General features: G+C 62.0%; 11 protein-coding genes. 9 read left to right on the forward strand and 2 right to left on the reverse strand.

The features are described 5' to 3' along the window. The first annotated feature begins 83 nt into the window (after window positions 1-83). Complete coding sequence (locus tag CXZ05_RS06955; protein ID WP_102971873.1) at window positions 84-4979, forward strand: S-layer homology domain-containing protein; 4896 nt, start codon at window positions 84-86, stop codon at window positions 4977-4979. 417 nt (window positions 4980-5396) lie between these two features. Beyond that, window positions 5397-8846: a putative Ig domain-containing protein gene (locus tag CXZ05_RS06960; protein WP_102971874.1), complete on the forward strand. Its 3450-nt coding sequence runs from the start codon at window positions 5397-5399 to the stop codon at window positions 8844-8846. Window positions 8847-9131: 285 nt separating this feature from the next. Here the strand turns inward: CXZ05_RS06960 and CXZ05_RS22815 are convergent, their stop codons facing one another. Beyond that, complete coding sequence (locus tag CXZ05_RS22815) at window positions 9132-10046, reverse strand: hypothetical protein (protein WP_146033068.1); 915 nt, start codon at window positions 10044-10046, stop codon at window positions 9132-9134. Between the two features lie 235 nt (window positions 10047-10281). Between CXZ05_RS22815 and CXZ05_RS22820 the strand changes: the two genes are divergently transcribed. From CXZ05_RS22820 to CXZ05_RS06975, 3 genes are all read left to right on the forward strand, one after another. Continuing rightward, entirely contained in the window at window positions 10282-10581 is a 300-nt protein-coding gene (locus tag CXZ05_RS22820) for a transposase (RefSeq protein ID WP_146033069.1), read from the forward strand. 304 nt (window positions 10582-10885) lie between these two features. Then, window positions 10886-11875, forward strand: coding sequence for a glycosyltransferase family 2 protein (locus tag CXZ05_RS06970; protein ID WP_102971876.1), 990 nt, complete (start codon window positions 10886-10888; stop codon window positions 11873-11875). A gap of 139 nt (window positions 11876-12014) precedes the next feature. Continuing rightward, on the forward strand, window positions 12015-13535 hold the full coding sequence (locus tag CXZ05_RS06975) for a polysaccharide pyruvyl transferase family protein (protein WP_102971877.1): 1521 nt from the start codon (window positions 12015-12017) through the stop codon (window positions 13533-13535). Window positions 13536-13807: 272 nt separating this feature from the next. Here the strand turns inward: CXZ05_RS06975 and CXZ05_RS22825 are convergent, their stop codons facing one another. Continuing rightward, complete coding sequence (locus CXZ05_RS22825; protein WP_146033070.1) at window positions 13808-14308, reverse strand: hypothetical protein; 501 nt, start codon at window positions 14306-14308, stop codon at window positions 13808-13810. Window positions 14309-14508: 200 nt separating this feature from the next. On the opposite strand from CXZ05_RS22825, the gene CXZ05_RS06980 reads away from it, so the two are divergent. The 4 genes from CXZ05_RS06980 (at window position 14509) to CXZ05_RS06995 (ending at window position 20518) form a co-directional block, all read left to right on the forward strand. Next, window positions 14509-16719, forward strand: a complete 2211-nt coding sequence (locus CXZ05_RS06980; RefSeq protein ID WP_102971878.1) for a S8 family serine peptidase — start codon at window positions 14509-14511, stop codon at window positions 16717-16719. A gap of 915 nt (window positions 16720-17634) precedes the next feature. Next, complete coding sequence (locus CXZ05_RS06985) at window positions 17635-17949, forward strand: hypothetical protein (RefSeq protein ID WP_146033071.1); 315 nt, start codon at window positions 17635-17637, stop codon at window positions 17947-17949. A 610-nt stretch (window positions 17950-18559) separates the two neighbouring features. Beyond that, window positions 18560-19006 carry a hypothetical protein gene (locus CXZ05_RS23080; protein WP_180987311.1) on the forward strand — a complete coding sequence of 149 codons (447 nt, stop codon included), beginning with the start codon at window positions 18560-18562 and terminating at the stop codon, window positions 19004-19006. A 249-nt stretch (window positions 19007-19255) separates the two neighbouring features. After that, window positions 19256-20518, forward strand: coding sequence for a S1C family serine protease (locus CXZ05_RS06995; RefSeq protein ID WP_102971880.1), 1263 nt, complete (start codon window positions 19256-19258; stop codon window positions 20516-20518). Window positions 20519-20597: the final 79 nt, after the last annotated feature.

Genomic DNA, 20597 nt, shown 5'->3' on the forward strand with positions numbered 1-20597 from the left:
CGGGCCCGACTGGGACTTCGGACCGGTAGAGGGTCTGCTTGGATTGCGGTTGCGCCCTTGAGCGGCGCCGATTTGGGGGAATCATGTTCAGTGCGACGTTCAGGCGAGCCTTCGCGGGTTTCAGTGCCGGTGTGGTTTCCGTGGCTTTGGCCCTGTCAGGAGCGGTTTCTGCCGGTGCCGTTGATCTCGCGGCTGAAGCTGTGGTTGACACGGCTGCCCCGGCGGCCGTGTACTCCGACGCCCAGTACCCTCAGGACGGTGCGGCCGGCAAGACGTTCAAGGATGTTCCAACCATTGCAGCGTTCGCCCGAGAGATTGGCTGGCTGGCTGCGTCCGGTGTCTCGACCGGCTGGCCGGACGGGACTTTCAAGCCGATAACCGCGGTCAACAGGGACGCCATGGCTGCCTTCATGTACAGGCTGGCGGGAAAACCGGCGTTCACGCCCCCGAAGGTGTCGCCTTTCACCGATGTGGCCCCGGGCTACCTGTTTTACAAGGAAATCACATGGCTTGCGGCCGAGGGCATCTCCACCGGATGGGCGGAACCAGGTAACAAGCGATCTTTCCGGCCGGTGCAGCCTGTGAACCGGGACGCGATGGCCGCGTTTATGTACCGCCTCGCCGGAAAACCGGCGCTGTCCACGTCTACTGGATCTCGTTTCAAGGATGTTCCGGCAGGCCGGGCGTTCAGCACGGAAATCGGCTGGCTGGCTTCCACCGGGGTCTCCACCGGGTGGGCGGACGGCACCTTCCGGCCGCTGCAGGCAGTCAACCGCGATGCGATGGCTGCGTTTATGTACCGGTTCCTAGTGCGCGCCCGGCCACTTGCTGCCGGGACCACCAGCACCGTGCATCTCGGCCCGCTGGCCACCGGCCACAGCGCCGGCCTAGTGCGGCTTTCGGTGAAGGATGCCAAGGACACCGTGACCGTCAGCGTGACCGGCGCTCCCGCCCTGACTGTTCCCTCGGGAACGTCTGCCTCCACGACCGTCTTGGCGCCGCTCGCTAACGGGGCCATCACCGTCTCCGCTTCCACCGACACACACGTGGCGATCCAACTCATCGCCACGTTTGACGGGGCTGGGACGGTTCCCGGATCGACTATTGCACTGCCTGCACCGGTCACACGCGCGGACACGGACCGCCAGCTGGCCGGTGCACAGCTTTCAACAGCCCCCCTCGAGATCGGCGTTACAGGAACAGGGGGAGTGCCGGCCACGGAGGTGCGAGCAGTTTTCGTTACCGCAACCGTCACTCTGGCAGCTCCGGACACTCTTCGTATCGATGATCAGGACCTGAATGTCGGGGCGGGAGTGACATCGATCACGACGATGCTGCTGCCTTCCGAATCTGGCGCTGTGACTGCCTCATTGGGCTCAGGGACGGGATCGCTGCGAATGGACGTCCGTGGCTACGTCACCGACGCTGCGCAGGAAGCACCGAACGTGAACGTGGGCGGAAGTTTCGTTCCTGCCCGTAAATCCACGCCCCAGAAGTTCACAGCCACTACCGCTGGCGCTCTAATTCCTCTGCAGGGTCCGGCCGGCAGTGAGGCCGCGCTGATGCTGGTTTCTGCAGAATCCGCCGGCGCGGCCACCAGCGTCCTCGATGTCGCTCCGGGTTCCACTCCCGGGGTTGGAGGTGCAGTGATCGACGCCGGACGAGGCGCCCAGCCTCAGCTGGCTTTCATTCCCTTGCGAAAGGGCCAGCCGACGGCAAGGATTGGAGCTGGCTCCGCTGCCGCCGTCGCTCTTCCGTTGGGAACCCTTCTCGCGGCGCCGCCCGCTGCCTCAGGTCCGGCGCCCGTAGTAAGCATTACTTCGCCCGCGTCTTCGGCCAGCGTGGATCTTGGAGAGACCGGGAAGCTCGTGCTGGAAGGCACGGTGGCGTCGTCCACGGCCCACGTTGCGGCAATGCTGGTAACCGTGGGTGGGGCTGCGGTAGGAACACCGAAAGTGCGGCAGACCGCGGGGGGCATCCGCTGGTCTTTCGAGACGGGCCTTCCGCAGAGCGGCCAGGTAAGTTTCACGGTAAGCGCCACGGACAGGGCCGGGCACACCGGCTCATCCAGCGTCCTGGTGAACGCCGTCCTGCCGACGGCTTCCACGCAGATCATCTCCCCTGATGCGGTGCAGCTGGACGAGGCGGTAAACCCCGTGCAGTCTGTCACTCCCACCTCGGTGACGGTGGCCAACAGCCCGGACCTGGCGGTTGGCCAGATCATCGTCGAAGGACCCAGCGCCGCCGCGCCGGACGGACTGCTGCGGCAGGTGGCGGCCGTTGACCAGGTGGGCAGTTCCACCGTTGCAACGACCACGCCGGCGACGCTGGCCGATGTGTTCCTCCAGGTCGATTTCAGCCAGGAGGTGCCCCTGGACAGCAGCAGGGGACTGGCCACCACTGAAACAGGGGCCGACGGCGACAACTCCCCGGGACTCACGGTCCAGGACGAAGGAATTGCCGCTGCAACGGTCGAAGCGGGATCGGACGTGTCCCTCGACACCTACACCGACACAGCCACGTCCAGCTGGACCGATGCCGAAGTTGTTCCCCTCAACGCGGCGCCGGCAAGAATGACGGCGCAATCACTCCGGCCTGCCGGGATAGCGCCCCTGGCAACCATCGATGAAAGTATGCAGTTTGCAAGCCACATCTCACTGAAAGATACGTTCACGTGCGACGTCGTCAAAGGCTGCCTGGCGCTGGGCAAGACTTCCGATTCCACGATCCAGAAGGCCAAAGCCGCCATAGCCTCCTCAGCTGGATTCTCATTCAGCGGCGAGGCGAAAGTCGGATTCACTCTGACCTTCACCCTCAGGACTGATATTCAGTGGAGTTGGGGCATCCCCCACACGAACGTCGAGGAATTCTCAACGATCGTCCACACGGAGATGAGCGCAAAAGCCACAGGCAGCGCTTTTCTAAAGACCGCCACCAACCAACGCATCAAACACGAGCTCGCCACGCTCAAGATGGCGCCCATCACGTTCGTCGTCCTCACGATTCCTGTCGTGATCAGGCCGGGCGGCACCGTCTACCTCGAAGCCAACTTTTCGGCCGCAGCGTCCCTGACGGTGGACCTTGGGGTGGAGCGCACCCAGGACTTCGGCGTCCGCTACTCATCCAACGGCGGTTTCAGAAGCGTGGACACCGGCCCGGTCACCAAATTCAGCACGCCGGTGTTTGGACCGAACGGCAACCTCGCTGTGACCGGAAAAATCGAAGCGGGATTCGGGCCCACGCTCAAAACAAGTCTCCTGATCTACGGCTTCGCCGGGCCTACCCTGACAATCGGTGCGCAGGCAGGGGCCTCCGCGTCGATCACCATGGCCACGACCGGAAACAAAGTTGACGCATCCCTGTACATCAGGGGCGACGTGATCGTCGGCGTCGAACTCACCGTGCCCATCATTGAAAAGAAGCTACTCGACGCCGTGATCGTCAGTGGCAACTACACCTGGAAAATCAAATCCTGGCAATGGGACTATGCCACCACCTTCCCCGGGGCAGAGTTGCCTCCCGAAACTCCCAAGCTTGCAATTACGAACACACAGCTACCTCAGGGAACTACAGGGAAGGCGTACTCCCTCCAACTGACTGCCACAGGAGGGACAGCTCCATACAGTTGGCGGGTCAGCTTGGGGACGCTGCCGGGAGGACTCAGGCTCGACCCTGCAACGGGCACCATTAGCGGAACTCCCACCGCCGAAGGAACTAAGTCTGTGACCGTAGCGGTGGCTGACAGCGACGGGGCCGAGGCGCAGACGGTCTTGCCTATATCCATTGCTGTCAGCGGAGCCTTCTCCGAGGCTCAAGCCGTGGCTGGTGGCTGGATGTCGCGGGTTGCTCTCAAGAACGACGGGACCGTCTGGCAATGGGGCGGGAGGCAGCCAAACAGCAGTCAAACCGGGTCGTTGTTCGCCCGGCAAGTTAGCGGAATCACGGACGTCCGGTTGCTGCGAGTCTTCGGTCGAGCTGTATACGCGATTAAAGTTGATGGATCGCTATGGTTTTGGGGCTCCGAGGCTTTCGGACGGTCATCGGCCACGCCGGTCAAGATCGAGGGCCTTTCCGCTGTTGCCGACGTCGTCGGAGGCCAAACGCTCTTTGCAATAAGAACCGACGGTTCGGTCTGGGCCTGGGGCCAAAACGAAACGGGCCTCTTAGGCGATGGAACAGTTACTGCCAGTTCCACACCCAAACCCGTCCCGGGTGCCTCAGCCGTTCGCAGCATTTCCAGCGATGATCGGGTTGCCGTTGCCGTTCGGACTGACGGGTCACTCCTGGCATGGGGGGAGAACTACTTTGGTCAGCTTGGCGACGGCACCACGACCGATTCACGTGTGCCCAAGGCCGTCGCGGGCCCAGTTAACGTCACTAAAGTGGCGATCAATGGCAGCGCGCTGACGGCCGTCGGATCGGACGGAACGGTTTGGTGCTGGGGCGTTAGTCTATTTGCGCCATTCGAGACCAGTCAGCCATCGCAGCTAACGGCCCGCGTCGCTGAAGGACTTCCCGCCATCAAGGACGTCGTCATGGACGGCAGCGGGACCCTCGCCCTTGCCAAGGACGGAACAGTTTGGGCTTGGGGTTCTAACCAGCGGGGACAGCGAGCTACCCCGGCCACAACCTGGCGCGTCTTCACACCCAATAAAGTGGATGGTCTGGGTCCCGTCCAACAGATTACGTCCGTCGACATGAGTGCCTTTGCCGTCGGCATAGACGGCACAGTCTGGGCGTGGGGCAAGAATGATGGCGGACAACTGGGTGTAGGCGGTGCTGCTGAATCGCACGTACCCCGGAAGCTACCGGGTCTCGCGGGTACTATTCGCGTCGAAGTCGCGCCGGGTGGAGGAGCCGCCATATTGGAAGGCGGGTACCTGTGGACTTGGGGCGGCAATTCTTATGGCGAGCTCGGTAACGGAACCACAATTGCAACCAATTCGCCCGTCCAAGTGAGGGGAGAGCCCATGCCTTAGGGCGTGTCTCCTAAATCGTGGTTGGTTTGGCAGTGACGCTTGATGGGTGTCTCGTACTTCTGTTTTGACTGACGGGCAGTGGTCCCGCGTTCAGCCGTTGCTGCCCTCCTCGGCTGGCCGGATGTGCCCGCTGAGCTTGGTCATTTGCAGACATTTCCACCGGCGGCCGACCGCCGGCCCTCGGTAAAGAGGGCTACACCGGCCGCAACGTCGTCGAACGCAACTTCAACATGCAGCCTCCACCCAGCATCACGAGTTTTTCGACGCGGCTAGGACAGGCCACGGGCCCCAGCAACCTCGATGCTGGTGCGTGTCGTCGGTCCCGACGACGTCTACCGAGTAGCCGGTGTCGTCTTGATCATTTCTTGAGCAAGCGTTGTTAGTCTCCGGGCGTCTGCAGCTGGGCAGGCACTCCGGATGCATATCGCCCTCAAAACCGATGGGTGTCGCATCTGGTCTTCTGGGTCCGTGTTGGGGGTTACGGTGTTTCGTCGTGGTGTTGCGCGTCTTCTTGCTGTCGTGTTGTGCGTGGTGGCACCTGGGCTGATGGTTATGCCATCGTCGGTCGCCGCTGATCCGGTAGTGGAGAGGGTCGTCTCTTTCGTCGATGTCACGGAGTCTTTCTTATTCCACAAGGAGATTTCATGGCTCGCGGCGGAGGGCATATCCACCGGTTGGGACGTGGGCGGCGGGGTACGTGAGTACCGGCCGCTGGCGAGCATCGCCCGCGACGCGATGGCGGCCTTCTTATACCGAAAGGCTGGTTCCCCTGCCTATGAGCCACCGGCTTCTTCGCCGTTCACGGATGTCGCCCCGGGAGCAGCGTTCTATAAGGAGATCACCTGGCTCGCCTCACAGGGAATTAGTACCGGCTGGGATGTGGGCGGCGGCAAGCGGGCGTATCGACCACTGAACCCAATCGCCAGGGACGCCATGGCGGCATTCCTTTTCCGATTCGCCAAGCCAGTTGGTTTCACCGCTCCGGCCCAGACGCCTTTCGTGGATGTCGCGACCGGTGCAGCTTTTTACCGCGAGATCACGTGGTTGGCGTCTTCAGGCATATCCACAGGTTGGGATGTCGGGGGTGGCAAGCGGCAGTACCGCCCACTCAATGGCATTGCCCGCGACGCCATGGCTGCCTTCCTGTACCGGTATGCAGCCGACAAGGTCTCTACCAATCCACTAGACCCTCGCGCCGGAACGGTGACTGTGGCGCCGGATGTTGAAGTCTTGGATATTGCCCAGCTTGACACTGCCTTGGTGTCAGCCAGCTCGTTGACCCTTCCCTCCAGCGAGGCGGCCGACATAAACCCCAACGATGTACTCGTTGCCGGAGTAACACCGGGGACCCCTGAAGGCCTGCTGGCCCGGGTTGTGGAGGTCGGTCGAGAGCCGGGAGGAAACACGCTAGTGAAGCTGAAGCCGGCGACGCTGACGGAGGCTATCGTGTCGACCTCCGGGCTGCTGGAGGTCACTGGAACTCCCGTGTCGTCCAGCTTTACCCCCGAGCCAGACGTCACGGTCACGACAGGGCAACCCGCAGCCGCAGGCCGATCCTCAAATCTGACGCGGCCCCAGGCAGTGGCGTCCGGGGAGGTGTTCTCCGAATCCTTCTCCATCAAGAGAACTATCAAGTCGGAAGTCACAAACGATGAACTCAGCGGCAACGGCTCCGTCACCCTTGAGTCCTCTGTTCGAACGTCAGCCAAGGCCAAAATGACGCTGGAGGCCGGATTCCTCCAGCTCAAAGAGGCTTCCATAGTGCTAACGCCGTCCTTCGCGTCCAAGCATTCGGTGAGTGTCAGCGGCAGCCTAGAAGGCACTGTCAGCGCGAAACTCGGAGTGCTGAAAGCCGTGATCGTTTTCCCGACAGCGATCCCGGTCGTGGTAACGGCGGAAGCGGAGGTTGCCGCGAACCTCAATGCCGCAGGCACCGCCGAAATCTCTTATGTCACGGCCCATTCGGTCTCCTATGACGTCGGGTTCAAGTACCGCGAGGGATCATTCAACCTGGTCAACACGAAGCCGCAAGTAACTGGGGTACAAAACGGAGTCCAAGCCACAGCGTCGCTGACAGCCCGGCTGTCACTGGACTTCGACGCTGATATCAGGTTTTACGGCATTGCTGGGATAACGTTCGGGGCGGGTCCTTACGCCTCGGCACCTATTGCTGTGGTGGCCTCTGGGGGGTCGCTGACATGGAGTTGCCCTCTGGAGATTGGCTTTGAAGCCCGTCTTGGCGTGGTGGCCGGAGTCGAAGTGATGGGGTTCAAGTTTGAACGAACCGATGGGATCAGTGCTTCTTGGAAGCTTCTGGAAGCCAACCCGTGCGAAGGCACTGCCGTCGTCGCACCCAGCCCGCCGGATTCTCCGGTGATCACGACTAAGCAATTGCCGCCCGGTACCATCGGGCAGGCTTATCGGACAGTACTGACCGCCGCCGGCGGAGCGTCACCGTATTCGTGGAGTGTCAGTTCAGGAGTACTGCCTGACGGCTTGCAACTTGACAGCGCCAGCGGGGTTGTTTCAGGCGTTCCCTTTGGGGCAACAACGTCAGCATTTACCGTTACCGTCAGAGATGCTCGCAACGCCTCCAGCAGCCTTGCAATGAGTATCTCCATACTTCCCCTCGACGCTTCACCTTCAGGCCTTACCGGAGTACTCAAAACGGTTACCTGGGGCGACGCAGCATTCGCACTAAAAAATGATGGAACGGTATGGGCATGGGGGATGAATCCAGACGGCCTGCTTGGGACTGGCGACACGGTCAGCCCCACAAAACCCCTTCCCACCCAAGTCGCAAATCTGAGCGGGGTGGAGGACATATATATCCCGTCAAACTATTCAGGTGCGGCGTTTGCGCGGAAGAGCGACGGCACCCTTTGGGCTTGGGGCGCTCATCAATGGGGCCTTGGAAATGGCACCACATATTCCTCCACTCCCGTACAAGTAACAGGAGTGTCATCAGTAAAAGACTTCGAAGGTAACGGTAGCAACTTCTTTGTTGTTAACGGTGACGGAACGGTTTCGGGTTGGGGGAGAAATATTTACAACGTGCTAGGCGGTGCGCCGCAAACCGCGCTGCCCGCTCCGGTTCCAGGTCTGTCGAACATCAAGCAAGTGTCTAGCGATGGACTATCAGCTTTTGCTGTTGATACGGATGGAAAGGTCTTTTCCTGGGGCATCGATTCCCGGGAGGTTCTTGGAAATGGCGAGCTTGGAAACTATACGGTTCCTACGGTCGTTCAGGGTCTGCCTAAAGTGCAAAAAGTGGTGTTCGACAAATATGGAGGGGCAGTTTACGCGCTCGGCCTAGACGGATCCCTGTGGACATGGGGGACTAAGGTAGGAAGCATGCTTGGCTCCTACAATAAGAGCCCAGTGCAGGTTTCCGGTATCCAGAATGTGAAGCTAGTTGTGTCTGCGTATGCGACGTATGCGATCACACGAGATGGAGCGCTTTGGTCTTGGGGCGCAAATTCCCAAGGTCAGCTCGGGCACGGCAATTACACCTCCATATCTGAACCGAAACAAGTTCTGGGGCTGCCGGCCGTTAGCACTCTGACAACTGACACCGAGCATGTAGTGGCCGTGATGGGTAACGGACAAATGTACTGGTGGGGGAACCGTCAGCAGTCGAGTAGCAGAAATAATTTCGGCCAGACAACTCCAGTGGCAATCAGCGCTCCCACCAATGTGGCTAGTGTCACGAACGCATTCTCGAACTACGGGGTGACCCACCCCGCCGTCTACGCCACTGGCATCGATGGAAGGTTGTGGGCGTGGGGCGATAATCGTTCTTCCGAGTTGGGGAACGGCAGCACCGACCCTTCCCCGATTCCGCTGCAAGTTGGGCTGGTTCCATGAAATGGACAACGCAGCCGTCAAGGACCCGGTGAAGCGATTGGACCGCATCCACAACGCCGCGTGGGCGCCTACGTGTCCCGAGCTTCTGACGGGAGCGAAATCCTGTGGGGACGCCCCGGTGGGCTGCTTACAAACCTGTAACCTTCCACCGACGGGACTTGGGTAACCAAGCAGCCCCCCGACTACTTACAAGGGCAAGTGCTGCTTGGTTGTCGACGTCAAAATGACTGCCCCATGTGCGCCGCCGTTTACGAGAGCATCTGGGGCCCAAGGGAACGTCCCCTGTCAGCTCGGGGCCAAGATGTCTTCAGTCCCCTTGGCTGGGTTGGCCTGCGCGGCTTCTGCCACAGTACCGTCGTCGCTGACGGCGAGTCTCTCAACAACGTGACGAGGCGTCATTGGGTTGGATGCAAGGGCGACCAAGACATCTCGAAAACAGACTCTGTCGATTGCCCACTCATCTTCGTCCTCATTCGCGTACTCGCCCGCATCGTACTCGTACAGGGCCAGGCGGAGCAGGATGTTGCGTGGAGTTCGGGCGTTGCCGGCGACGGCCTTCCAACTATCAAAATCCTTAGTTCTTACGGCCGCTGTCAAAAACTGTACGGGGCAAGCCCAATGGGTTAAGGCCGCAGTTCGTACTTCATGATCTGGGTCGTTGAGTAGCCTTTGCACGAGCGAGGCCGGAGCCTTGGGGTGGGATGCAGTCCAAGCACGAACGTGCTCGAAGTCCGTTGAGGCCGCGATTTCTTCTATCACCCCAGGGGTGATGCAAGGATTCATCAGTAGATTGTGTGGAACGTCGGAATGGGGATACAGCTTGAGCAGATCGAGCATGACCTCTTCCGGGCATACAGGATTTCGAGCGATTTCTTCGCATGCCGCACCCCCGAGTGCCATCCATTCCGGAAATCTGGCTTGAGGAAACCCGGGGTTCGATCCTGCGCTGACCAGTACGTCTCGGTCGGGGTCCATCAGCAGCAGGTCCAGCGTCTGCTTGGTGCAGTTAGGGTTACTTGCTACGCCCGACCTAACAACGGGCTCATGGTCTGTGGCAAGTTCCTGTAGAACTGCGGGAGGCGTGCGCTTATTACTAGCGACAACACAGCGCATGTACGTTTCCTCGTGCCGGCTCAAGACCACCAACAGATTTGGGTCTTCCGTTTGCTGGGCATACGCCTGCCACTTTAAGAAATCCATCAATACCTCTCAAGGGCCCCACGAAGTGTCTGTGTTTATACGGAAAGTAATCGTAGTCCGGTTCCAGCCACCACAGGGGCCCGCTCGACTTACATGAATCTGTTTGCTGAACCGGACCATCATGCAATTGGACGGTCCCGCGGTGGACTGAGCACCAAGATTCACGCCCTGGTCGACGGTAAGGGTAGGACCTTGCTGCTGCTGGCCGCTCCCGGGCGGGGCGGGGGATGCGCCAATGTGCACCCATCTGATGGAGCAGCTAAAGATCAATCGCGCTGGTCACGGCAGGCCGCGCACCCGCCTAGACCGTGTCCGCGGCGACCAGGCGTGCTCATCCAGAACCATCCGAACCCACGTTCGCGATCGCGGCATCATTGCCGTCATCCCGCTACCATCCGATCAGATCGGCCATCGAAAACGACGGCGTTCCACCGGTGGCCGACCGCCGGCCTTCGATAAAGCCGGCCTTCGACAAAGAGGACTACAAGGCCGCAACGTCGTCGAACGCAACCTCAATATCTTCAAGCAGTCGTGAGCCCTAGCAGCGCACTGCGACAAACTCGCCCTTACTTACCGCGGTGGAGCGGTCCTCCGGGCAATCAGCATCTGGCTGACAGCTTTTAGGAGACACGCCCGAGTCCTGACCGGGATAATCGCAGGGGAAGCCTTCCGGTTCTGCGGGATATGACAGATGCAGAATACGGGCGCAGGTAAATGCGTGATTGGACGTTCGGCGCAGGGTTAATATTAGGTCGCGGACTCTTGCCAGGAATGTGCGACGGGTTGCCGTCGGATATCCTCAGGTGACATCATCTCCCTCACGCTAGGTCAATACAGCCATGACAGTCATGCCCTCTGCCCGTGTGGCAATCGTCATGCGGACCAGGAACCGCGCCCTGCTCCTGGACCGTGCCATCCGCGACGTGCTGGCCCAGTCCTTCACGGACTGGCTGCTTGTTCTGGTCAACGACGGCGGCCGGACCAGCGAAGTGGACCCCGTCGTAGAGAAGTACAGCAGCGACCTTGGCGACCGGGTACTGGTGATCCACCACGAGGTGGGGCGGGGCATGGAAGCGGCGTCTAACGCTGGAATCAAGGCCTCGAACTCCGAGTACATCGCTGTCCATGACGACGACGACAAGTGGCACCCGGACTTCCTCGCCCGCACCGTGGCGCACCTGGACACCACGGACGACGCCGGAGCCGCCGTCCGCACCGAGATCGTCTATGAGCGGATCGTCGGCGAGAGCGTCGAGGAGATCAGCCGCGAAATCTTCTGCGCGGACGTCCGTGCCATCACGCTCTTCGACACTCTGCGGCACAACCGGTGTGTGCCCATTTCGCTCCTGTACCGCCGCTCGCTCCATGACGAGGTCGGTTACTTTGACGAGGACCTGGACGTCGTGGGTGACTGGGAGTTCCAGCTGCGGGTTCTCCAGTCCCACCGGATCGGCTTCATCGACGGTGAGCCGCTGGCTTTCTGGCACCAGCGCCGTGAATCCACCGGGGACCTCGGTAACAGCGTCATCGTCTCGGACACCGCTCACCAGGACTTCGACCGCGCCGTCCGCGAGAAGCACCTGCGCAGTCACGTTTCCCAGGCCGGCCTGGGTGCCCTCCTGTACGTCACCAAGCACCAGGACGCGGAAGCCCACCACTTCCACAACCGCCAGAACTACTCCGAGGGGCTGCTCAGGGAGCTCATCGACCGCTCCGCCCGGTCCGAGGAGCGGCTTCGCCTGCTGGAGGAAGCCATCAGCGACGCAAGCCTGGTGAGCCTGCTGCGCCGTCGCTACCGCCGGCTAAAGGACCGCCTGCTGCAGCGGTAAGGGCCCAGGCCCGCGCGGAGCCGGGCGATGTGCCCGGTTCTTCGTCAGTTTTGAATCTTATTTGCCCTGTCCACGAGACAGGTGTGTATCAGCCTGCCGTCGACCATCGACGCGCCACGGGCCGGAAGAGGACATCTAAGTGAAGATTGTTGTTCAAGGGGATCTCGGTCAGGCTGCGTACCACGTAGGGGACGAGGCAATGACTGTCGCCGCCGTGGACGAGCTGAAAAAGCGGATGGACGCCGAGTTTGTCCTGCTGTCCCGCGATCCGGTGCAGACATCTCGGCTCTACGGGGTGGGCGCTGCCCATACCGTCGAGTTTCCCTGGCCGCCCGCGGAGCGGGCTCGCCATCTCGAGTTGGTCCGGCGGGCCGCCGCCGGTGACCGGTCGGCCCTGCCTTCCGCCGACCATACGTGGTCAGTGATCGAAGCGATCGGGGAGGCCGACGGCGTGCTCATCGCCGGCGGGGGCAACATGAATTCCCTTTTCGGCTGGCTGCTGTATGAACGTGCCGCCGTCGCGCTAATCGCGAAGCAGCTGGGGAAGCCGCTGGTGGTCAGTGGCCAGACGTTCGGGCCCGCGCTGCTGCCGCAGGACAGGACCGTTCTTCAAGAGTTGCTGATGTCCGCCGCCCTTGTTGGGGCCCGTGAGCCATCGTCCTACGCTTTGGGGCGGGAGCTCGGCCTGGATTCTGAAAGCTTGGTGCGGGTCCTGGACGACGGAAGTTTCGTTGCGATGCGTCCTGCGTCGGACCAGTTGGATGCACAGACGGGCCGGCAGCGAAAGGAACTGCCGGATGGGCAGTACATTGCGGCTACGTTCGGCCCTGACGCGTGGCGGGAAGGAAGCAACAACCTCCCGGCACTGGCCGCGGTGCTCGACCGTGCCGCTGATCTGACCGGTCTGCCCGTGTACCTCCTTCCGCACATGGGGCCCCTCGGGTCCGACGACTCGGGCGGCGACCATGACTCCCACCGGGTCCTCCTCGAAAATTCCCGCAGCGGCCGCCTCAGGACGCTTCCCGTGCTCCCGGTGGGTGAAGCCGCATCAATCACCAAAGCGGCCCAACTCGTGCTGACAAACCGCTACCACCCCGCTGTCTTCGGTCTGGCCGCAGGAGTGCCGGTGGTCGCCGTATCCAATGATGCCTATTCAGACGTCCGCTTGCACGGCGCCATGGGCAATTGGGGGTTGGGGGACTGGTCCCTTCCTTTGCCCAGCCTTGCATCAGGGGGAATGGACAGCGGCATATCGGAAGCGTGGGTGCGGCGCGAGGAAGTCCGTCAACATCTTGGGCGGGTACTCCCCGACGTCGCGCAAACGCAGCGGGAGTGGTGGGATAGCGTGGCTCGGGTGCTGTCGGGCGCGCAAACGGAAACTCTCACTGGTCTGGCCGAAGTAACCCCACTGGCTGCAGAAGGCTCCTGGTCCCGGGAGGCCAAGGAGCAGAGGACCCTGTTCCGCACCCTGAGCGGCAGCGTCGGGCGCCTGTGGACCGAATTGGACGATGCACGGTCCGAGCGCGATGTTCTTGCCCGAAGCCACGCCGAACTCATTCGCGACCGGGAAGCCATTCTGTCCTCCCGGTCATTCAGAATGGCGTCTGTGCTCCGTCGAAGCGCCCATGTCTTGGGCAGGCTTAGGGGCCGACGGTACTGAACAGGAGTATGTCAAAGTGATCCAAAACCACTGAGACGGCTTGATCCGTCGGCTTTTGCCTCCTAAGTCATGTGACACAGCCGTCAGGTCCTGGTGAGCTTGTTCCACTCGGGCTGAGTAGTGGCGGCTCATCTCCACACCGTAGTACGCCGCAAGAATTACCCCCATGACGAGCAAAGTTGTGCCGCCAGCTCCCGGCCCTCCGATTAGTTCAGCAATCCAGGCAAGCATGAGGGAAGCTGCGACCCAGAATAGAACTCTCAGCGCACTCTTCATTGGTTTCCTGCGCTGCCGTCAGGTCCGCGACGCTCGCTAGCTTCAAGGCCTCCCCAACGCCGAAAGTCGAATGCAACCCAAATAGTGGCCGCAACCGGCAGCAACGGAAACACCGGCTCTCTCAAGCTCAAAACCCAGCCAACGTAAACAGTCCACAGCACGATAACGAAGACAACGTTGACGATCAGCGATTTTCGGCTGACCGGTAGCGACGGCAGGTAGATGCCTTCGCCACGAAGCTGCCGGCCTTCCAGCACTGCACCTCGAATAAGTGGGATAAAGACTGCCGCGAGAACGAAGGTGATTAGCAAAGAACGCCAAGGTTCGGACAAGCCGAGCCAACTAAGTATGCCCCCAACTACTGACCCTAAAATCAGGAACCAAAGTAGGCCCCAAGCGACTAGGCGCCGACGTTTCGGTGGCATACCTTCAAGTGAATCGTGCGGCCACGACTGCCACTCGTATTTATTGCTTCCCCCGGCTGAGCCGCCCGTCATGAGCACAGGCTACCTGCAAAGGAATTACCTCGGGAATAAATTCGCCTTGATCAGGCCGATTTTCCGTTTGACCGGCGACTGCAGCCCACCTCGCAATCACTCTGACACCCCCGTAGACTCGTCCTGAACGCGGCGGGGGCCGCGCCACATAACTGCGTCCCGGCACCAGCGGCCGAGCGGCGCTGCACAGGATGGTCTCGATGTCTCTTACGCGCCGAACACGTTTCTCTGCTGTCGTCATATCCGCTGGCGTCACCGGTCTGGTGTCGGCGGCCCTCATCGCCCCGGCCGCCGCGGCGTCCGATGATTCGACGTTCCCGTCCGTCCCGCGCCGGCCCTCGGTGGCCACCGCGCCCACGGACCAGTTCATCGTGAAGTTCAAGGACCCTGTCCGGTCCGGTTCCGCGCTACGTGCCCAGTCCTTTAGCCGCGCCGCTGGTAAGCTCGGTGCAACCGCCAGGGACGTCCGCGGCACCGCCGGGGGAGCCCGCGTGGTGCGCACCAGCAAGGAGCTGGGGGATGGCGACGCCGGGAAGCTGCTCGCCGCGCTGCGCGCCGACCCCGCGGTGGCGTATGCCGAGCCCGACGTGAAGCTGCACGCGATGGCTGCCAACCCGAATGATCCGGCCTTCGTAGACCAGTGGAGCCTCTCACAGAACGCCGGTGGCATCAGGGCCACCGGGGCGTGGGATGTCACCAGGGGTGGGGGCCAGGTGGTGGCCGTCCTCGACACCGGCATTACCAGCCACGCTGACCTGGACGCGAACATGCTGCCGGGCTACGACATGATCAGCAACCCCGCTGACGCCCGCGACGACGACGGCCGGGATGCGGATGCCACCGACATGGGTGACTGGTCAGCCAACGGCCAGTGCGGCGAGGGCCTCGCGGAGATGGCTTCCTCGTGGCACGGCACGCACGTGGCCGGCATCATCGCGGCGGTCACCGGAAACGCGGTGGGCATTGCCGGCACCGCCCCTGAGGCAAAGATCCTTCCGCTGCGCGTCCTCGGCCCCTGCGGCGGGCAGGTATCGGACATCGCCGACGCAATCCTCTGGGCGTCCGGAGCCCCCGTCAATGACGCGCCGGCAAACCTGCATCCGGCGCGCGTGATCAACTTGAGCCTTGGCGGCACGGAAGCGTGCCCGCAGACGTTCCAGGACGCCATCGACACGGCCACCGCCAGGGGAGCGGTGGTGGTCGCGGCGGCAGGCAACGAAATGGCGCAGGCCTCCAACTCCACCCCCGCCAACTGCCGGAACGTCATCAGCGTTGCTGCCAGTGGCCCCAGCGGCGCGCTGGCGCCGTACTCCAACTTCGGTCCCGGCGTCGACATCACCGCGCCTGGCGGCGACATGACCCCGACCTCCGCCGATGATTCAAACAGCGGCCTCCCCAACGGTGTTCTTTCCACAGGGAACGACGGCGACAAGCAGGCAGCCGAGGGGGCCGGTACTAATTACTACTGGGTTGAAGGCACCTCCTTCGCGGCACCACACGTTTCCGGCGCGGCCGCCCTGCTCATGGCCCAGATGGGCCCGACGGCGACACCGGCCGCCGTCGAAGCACGCCTGAAGCACACCGCCAGACCCGTAGCCGGCGGATGCCCGCAGGGGTGCGGCGCCGGCCTGGTGGATGCCGCCGCGGCACTGCTCCCGGACCGCGTCCGCATCACCATGCTCGTGGCAACCGGTGACATGAACGGCGACCGGAAGGCCGACGCGGTGGCCCGGGACAGCAGCGGCAGCCTGTGGCTGTATCCCGGCAACGGCCGGAGTGGCTGGCTGCCCCGGGTCCGCATGGGCGGCGGCTGGAACGTGATGACCTCGCTCGTGGGCGCCGGTGACATGAACGGCGACGGCAAGGCGGATGTGCTGGCCCGGGATACCGACGGAACGCTGTGGCTCTACCCGGGCAACGGGCGCGGTGGCTGGCTGCCGCGCGCCAGGGTGGGCGGCGGCTGGAACGTGATGACCGCCCTCGTCGGATCCGGCGACATGAACAGTGACCGGAAAGCCGACCTGCTGGCGCGGGACAGCAGCGGAACCCTGTGGCTGTACCCAGGGAACGGCCGCGGCGGCTGGCTGCCTCGGGTCCGGGTGGGCGGCGGCTGGAACGTGATGACCGCCCTTGTTGGGCCAGGTGACATGAATGGAGACGGGAAGTCAGACCTGGTGGCCCGTGACAGCGGCGGAACCCTGTGGCTGTACCCGGGCAACGGCCGCGGCGGCTGGCTCCCGCGGCTCCAGATGGGCGAGGGCTGGAATTCCATGCTGACCCTGGCCGGACGCGGAGACTTCAGCGGCGACGGCAGGAACGACCTCCTCGCCGTCGACACCGAAGGGGTCCTTTGGCTGTACGGCGGGAACGCCTCCGGTGGCCGCGTCCGGATGGGTGGCGGCTGGGCGTAGTTCTCAGCGCGAACGTACAGTTGTGGCCCCAGATCCTGGGGGCTGGCTGTGTATTACCTATGGTCCATGCATGTTTCGATGTATTTGTCCGCCTCATTATGGGTGCGTGACGGCATACCTGCTGGTCACGGCGCGCCCGAGCAACCAAGTAGTGGGAGAAGCTGAAATACGAGTACTCATTGTGGGTGCGCTCTGGTTGCGCCTCACCTAGTGTAGGTACTCCGGTAAGTCCTCTTGTCACAGGGGCACAATCGCGGTAAGGCCATGGCTGAGCCTCTGCGCGGACAGACCATAAATAGATTCCGCGCCACTCTTCAATACACGCTGCACGGTGAGGTGCGGCCACAATCAAAGCAAAAAGCATGAAAATCCGAACTTACGGTGTCCGGATGCTTGCCTCCCTGTGGTTTCTGACCGGTGCGACATGCACTGGTGATGAATTCACGCGGCGGGTCATATCGACTGCGCCTTCTGTTAGGAAGTTCTCATAAGGGAATTTTGTCGTAATAAAAAGAAAGGTCTTTTCAGGTCCCGCATTCATCGGTAGGGTGGTTCCCACGCCGCTTTCACCGCGAAAAAACTGAAAGGGCGGGGGTGCTGTTCAACCCCATTGGTTCCGGTCACAGTCACCGCTCCACTGCTATTGAACAGGTATCCCACCCAGGCACACGAATAGTGCCGCTTGCGACCATGGCTCTTCAAAATAACGGGCACAGCATAGTCCGCTGCCTGACGTTTGACCGGCATGGGAAAAGTATCCAGATGCTGCGCTGAATCAGCATAATGACAGCTCTGATAAATAACCGTAGCAGCGCTCATGGGTGTACTGCGCCCATGCGAAAGAGCATCGCAATGATGCGGGCCTTTCTGCTCTGCGGTTCCTTTTGAATAACCACTCGCTAGGAAACCATTCCAATGAATACAGCATCTCGCCTCTTCGGCACCACTGTGCTCGCCGCTGGCCTAACCCTCGGCAGCGCGGCACTCGCCGCTGGAGCTGCTTCTGCAGACACGGGGCCGATGACGACCTATTCGTCACCGCAGCACAGCAGCTACGACAAAGATGGCTTTGACAAGGCCGGCCACAACCGCCCGGGCAAGGAGTGCAACGGCCACTGGAGGCATGTGGGCAAGGACAAAGGCAAGCATCACGACAAGGGCAAATGCCGCGTCAGTCCGCCAAAGTACTATCCCAAGGATCCGGTTCACCCCATCTACCCGCAGCGCTAGTCCCGCATAACGAGGCCGGCGCGGCACAGCGGTGGTAATCCCGCTGCATCATCGTGGCTTATTAATTTATGACGCACTTATGAGAAAGCCGCATGCAAATAAGCCTATTGGCAATAGGGCATGCAGTTCCGCAACTGATGGGACACGATGTGATGTCGCACGCCCAGATTATGCGTCGTTCCGCTTGCTGAAAAAAGTTCATCGAAATCGATAATCGGTCTTTTCAATATCGCAATTCACCGGTAGCGTAGTTATCAGCCCCGACAATCCGGGGAAAGCAGAAAGATTTGGGCTACGGTTCGATCCATTGGATTAGGTCCGCTTCGACCGCTCCATTGCTTGAACAGGTATCCCACAGGGCACGCTATTGTGCTCACCGCAACCAGGGCTCTTCAAGACAACATGCAGAAAGTTACTCATTGCCTGATGTTTTAAGGCCATGGAAAACTATCCAAGTGCGGCGGTCAATGGCCGTAATTGAATACTTGGATAAACAACCGTAGACAATACCCGCAGGGTGAAGTGCGCCCAAACGACGCACGATCGCAGAGTTGCGCACCTTCTGCTCTACGGCTCCTTATGAATAACAGATCGCAAGGAAACCACTCCAATGAACAAAGCAACTCGCCTTCTCAGCACCGCTGTTCTCGCCGCAGGCCTGACCCTTGGTGGCACTGCACTCACTGCTGGAGCTGCCTCTGCGGACACCGGGTCGAAGACGACCTATTCGTCCACACAGAGCAACAAGTGGGACAGATGGGGCTACGACAACGAGGGGTACGACAGGAACGGTAGGGACTGCGACGGTCACAATCGCGATTGGAACAGGCGCCACCACCACAAGCCGCGCCGGGACCACAGCCATCACGGCCATGGCAACCACAATGGCCACCACGGCGGCCACCACGGCGGCAACAACGGCGGCCACCACGGCGGCTACGGCGGCAACAACGGCGGCTACGGCGGCGGCCACGGCGGCAACAACGGCGGCTACGGCGGCAACAACGGCGGCTACGGCAACAATGGTGGGAGCCACACCCCGCCCCGGCACCCCTAGCCTCGTGTAACTGACCAGGTACGGCACAGAAGGATTGATTCCGCGGGGCTGTTCTCACCACTGTCCCCGCAGAATCAAATAAAGAAGCGGTCTCCTGCGCGCCTGCGGAGGCCGCTTCTGCCATGCATGCCCCATCGCGCGCTTCACAGCCTCATCACAGCACCGGGACAGAACGGCCAAAGGCCAGGTGGACAGGATTAGGGAGAAAGCTCCGGGAATCATCGGAGCGGTACCCCTGAGGAGCCACACATGTACGCGGAGACCAGCAACAAGCCTGTCCCTCACACCGGTGATTCGCAAGGGACGGCCCCTCTGCCCAGCGTGCCTCCTGTAACTTCCCCTTCGGCTTTTGGCACGGTGACCCTTGCGCCGCCTGTCCCGCCGGCCCGCCCGCGGGACAAGAAGCGGGTTGGCCCCGCGGTCTTCGTCACCTGCCTCGTGGCGGCCGGTCTTCTGGGCGGCGGCGCGGCTTCCGGGGTTTCTGCACTGTGGCCCTACGCGCCAGCACATGCAGCCACCACGGTGCAGGCCGCGATCAGCCCGGTCATTGTCAACAACACGGAGAGCGTCAACGCCGTCACCGCCGCCGCGCAGAAGGCCTCGCCCAGCGTGGTGACCATCAGCACCAGCTCCGGCAGTTCAGGGGGCACCGGCTCGGGCATCATTTTGGACACAGAGGGCCACATTCTCACCAACACGCACGTGGTGACCGTGGACGGGGCGGCGGCGGATGCCGCCGTCGAGGTCCGCACCAACGACGGGCAGGTCTTTAAAGCGACCATCGTGGGTACTGATCCGCTGTCCGACCTGGCCGTCATCAAGATCGATGCTCAGGGGCTGACCCCGGCGACGCTCGGTGACTCCGGCGCCGTCAACGTGGGCGATACCGCCATTGCGATCGGCGCGCCGCTGGGACTCAGCGGCACCGTCACGGACGGCATCGTTTCCGCCGTGAACCGCACGATCGAGACGGAGTCGTCCGCCACCTCCCAGGGATCCTCAACGCAGGATTCCATCAGCATTAACGTCATCCAGACGGACGCGGCCATCAACCCCGGCAACTCGGGAGGTGCCCTGGTCAATGCGCAGGGCGAGATCATCGGTGTGAACGTGGCCATCGCATCGGCAGGATCGTCGTCGTCCTCGAGCGGCAACATCGGCGTCGGCTTCTCCATCCCGATCAACCAGGCGAAGCGGGCGGAGGAGATCATCTCCACGGGCAAGGCGACCCATGGCCAGCTGGGACTGACCGTTCAGGACAAAACGTCAGGGTCGTCGTCGGACTTCACTGCCGGCGCCGAAGTGGCCTCAGTAACCCCCGCGTCTGCAGCGGACAAGGCCGGGCTGCAGTCCGGCGATGTGGTGACCGGCCTGGCAGGCCGGACGGTAACGAACGCCTCCGAGCTGACGGCGGCCGCCCGCGAGCAGGCCGCCGGAACCACCGTGAAGATCACCTTCCAGCGCGACGGCCAGGAGCAGACCGCGGACATCACCCTGGGCGCGGCGTCCTAAGCCGAGCCCCCATACACCGGGCGCCGCTTCCATGGGGCAGCGGCGCCCACTAGCCGACTTTCCCGGGGGGCCGTCACCG

Source organism: Arthrobacter sp. AFG20 (genome assembly GCF_002892795.1).
Classification (GTDB): Bacteria; Actinomycetota; Actinomycetes; order Actinomycetales; family Micrococcaceae; genus Arthrobacter.

Excerpts from the sequence above, each read along its gene's own strand:
- CXZ05_RS06955 (WP_102971873.1), top strand. The coding sequence starts at position 84 with ATGTTCAGTGCGACGTTCAGGCGAGCCTTCGCGGGTTTCAGTGCCGGT.
- CXZ05_RS06960 (WP_102971874.1), top strand. The coding sequence starts at position 5,397 with ATGCATATCGCCCTCAAAACCGATGGGTGTCGCATCTGGTCTTCTGGG.
- CXZ05_RS22815 (WP_146033068.1), bottom strand. The coding sequence starts at position 10,046 with ATGGATTTCTTAAAGTGGCAGGCGTATGCCCAGCAAACGGAAGACCCA.
- CXZ05_RS22820 (WP_146033069.1), top strand. The coding sequence starts at position 10,282 with ATGTGCACCCATCTGATGGAGCAGCTAAAGATCAATCGCGCTGGTCAC.
- CXZ05_RS06970 (WP_102971876.1), top strand. The coding sequence starts at position 10,886 with ATGACAGTCATGCCCTCTGCCCGTGTGGCAATCGTCATGCGGACCAGG.
- CXZ05_RS22825 (WP_146033070.1), bottom strand. The coding sequence starts at position 14,308 with ATGACGGGCGGCTCAGCCGGGGGAAGCAATAAATACGAGTGGCAGTCG.
- CXZ05_RS06980 (WP_102971878.1), top strand. The coding sequence starts at position 14,509 with ATGTCTCTTACGCGCCGAACACGTTTCTCTGCTGTCGTCATATCCGCT.
- CXZ05_RS06985 (WP_146033071.1), top strand. The coding sequence starts at position 17,635 with ATGAATACAGCATCTCGCCTCTTCGGCACCACTGTGCTCGCCGCTGGC.
- CXZ05_RS23080 (WP_180987311.1), top strand. The coding sequence starts at position 18,560 with ATGAACAAAGCAACTCGCCTTCTCAGCACCGCTGTTCTCGCCGCAGGC.
- CXZ05_RS06995 (WP_102971880.1), top strand. The coding sequence starts at position 19,256 with ATGTACGCGGAGACCAGCAACAAGCCTGTCCCTCACACCGGTGATTCG.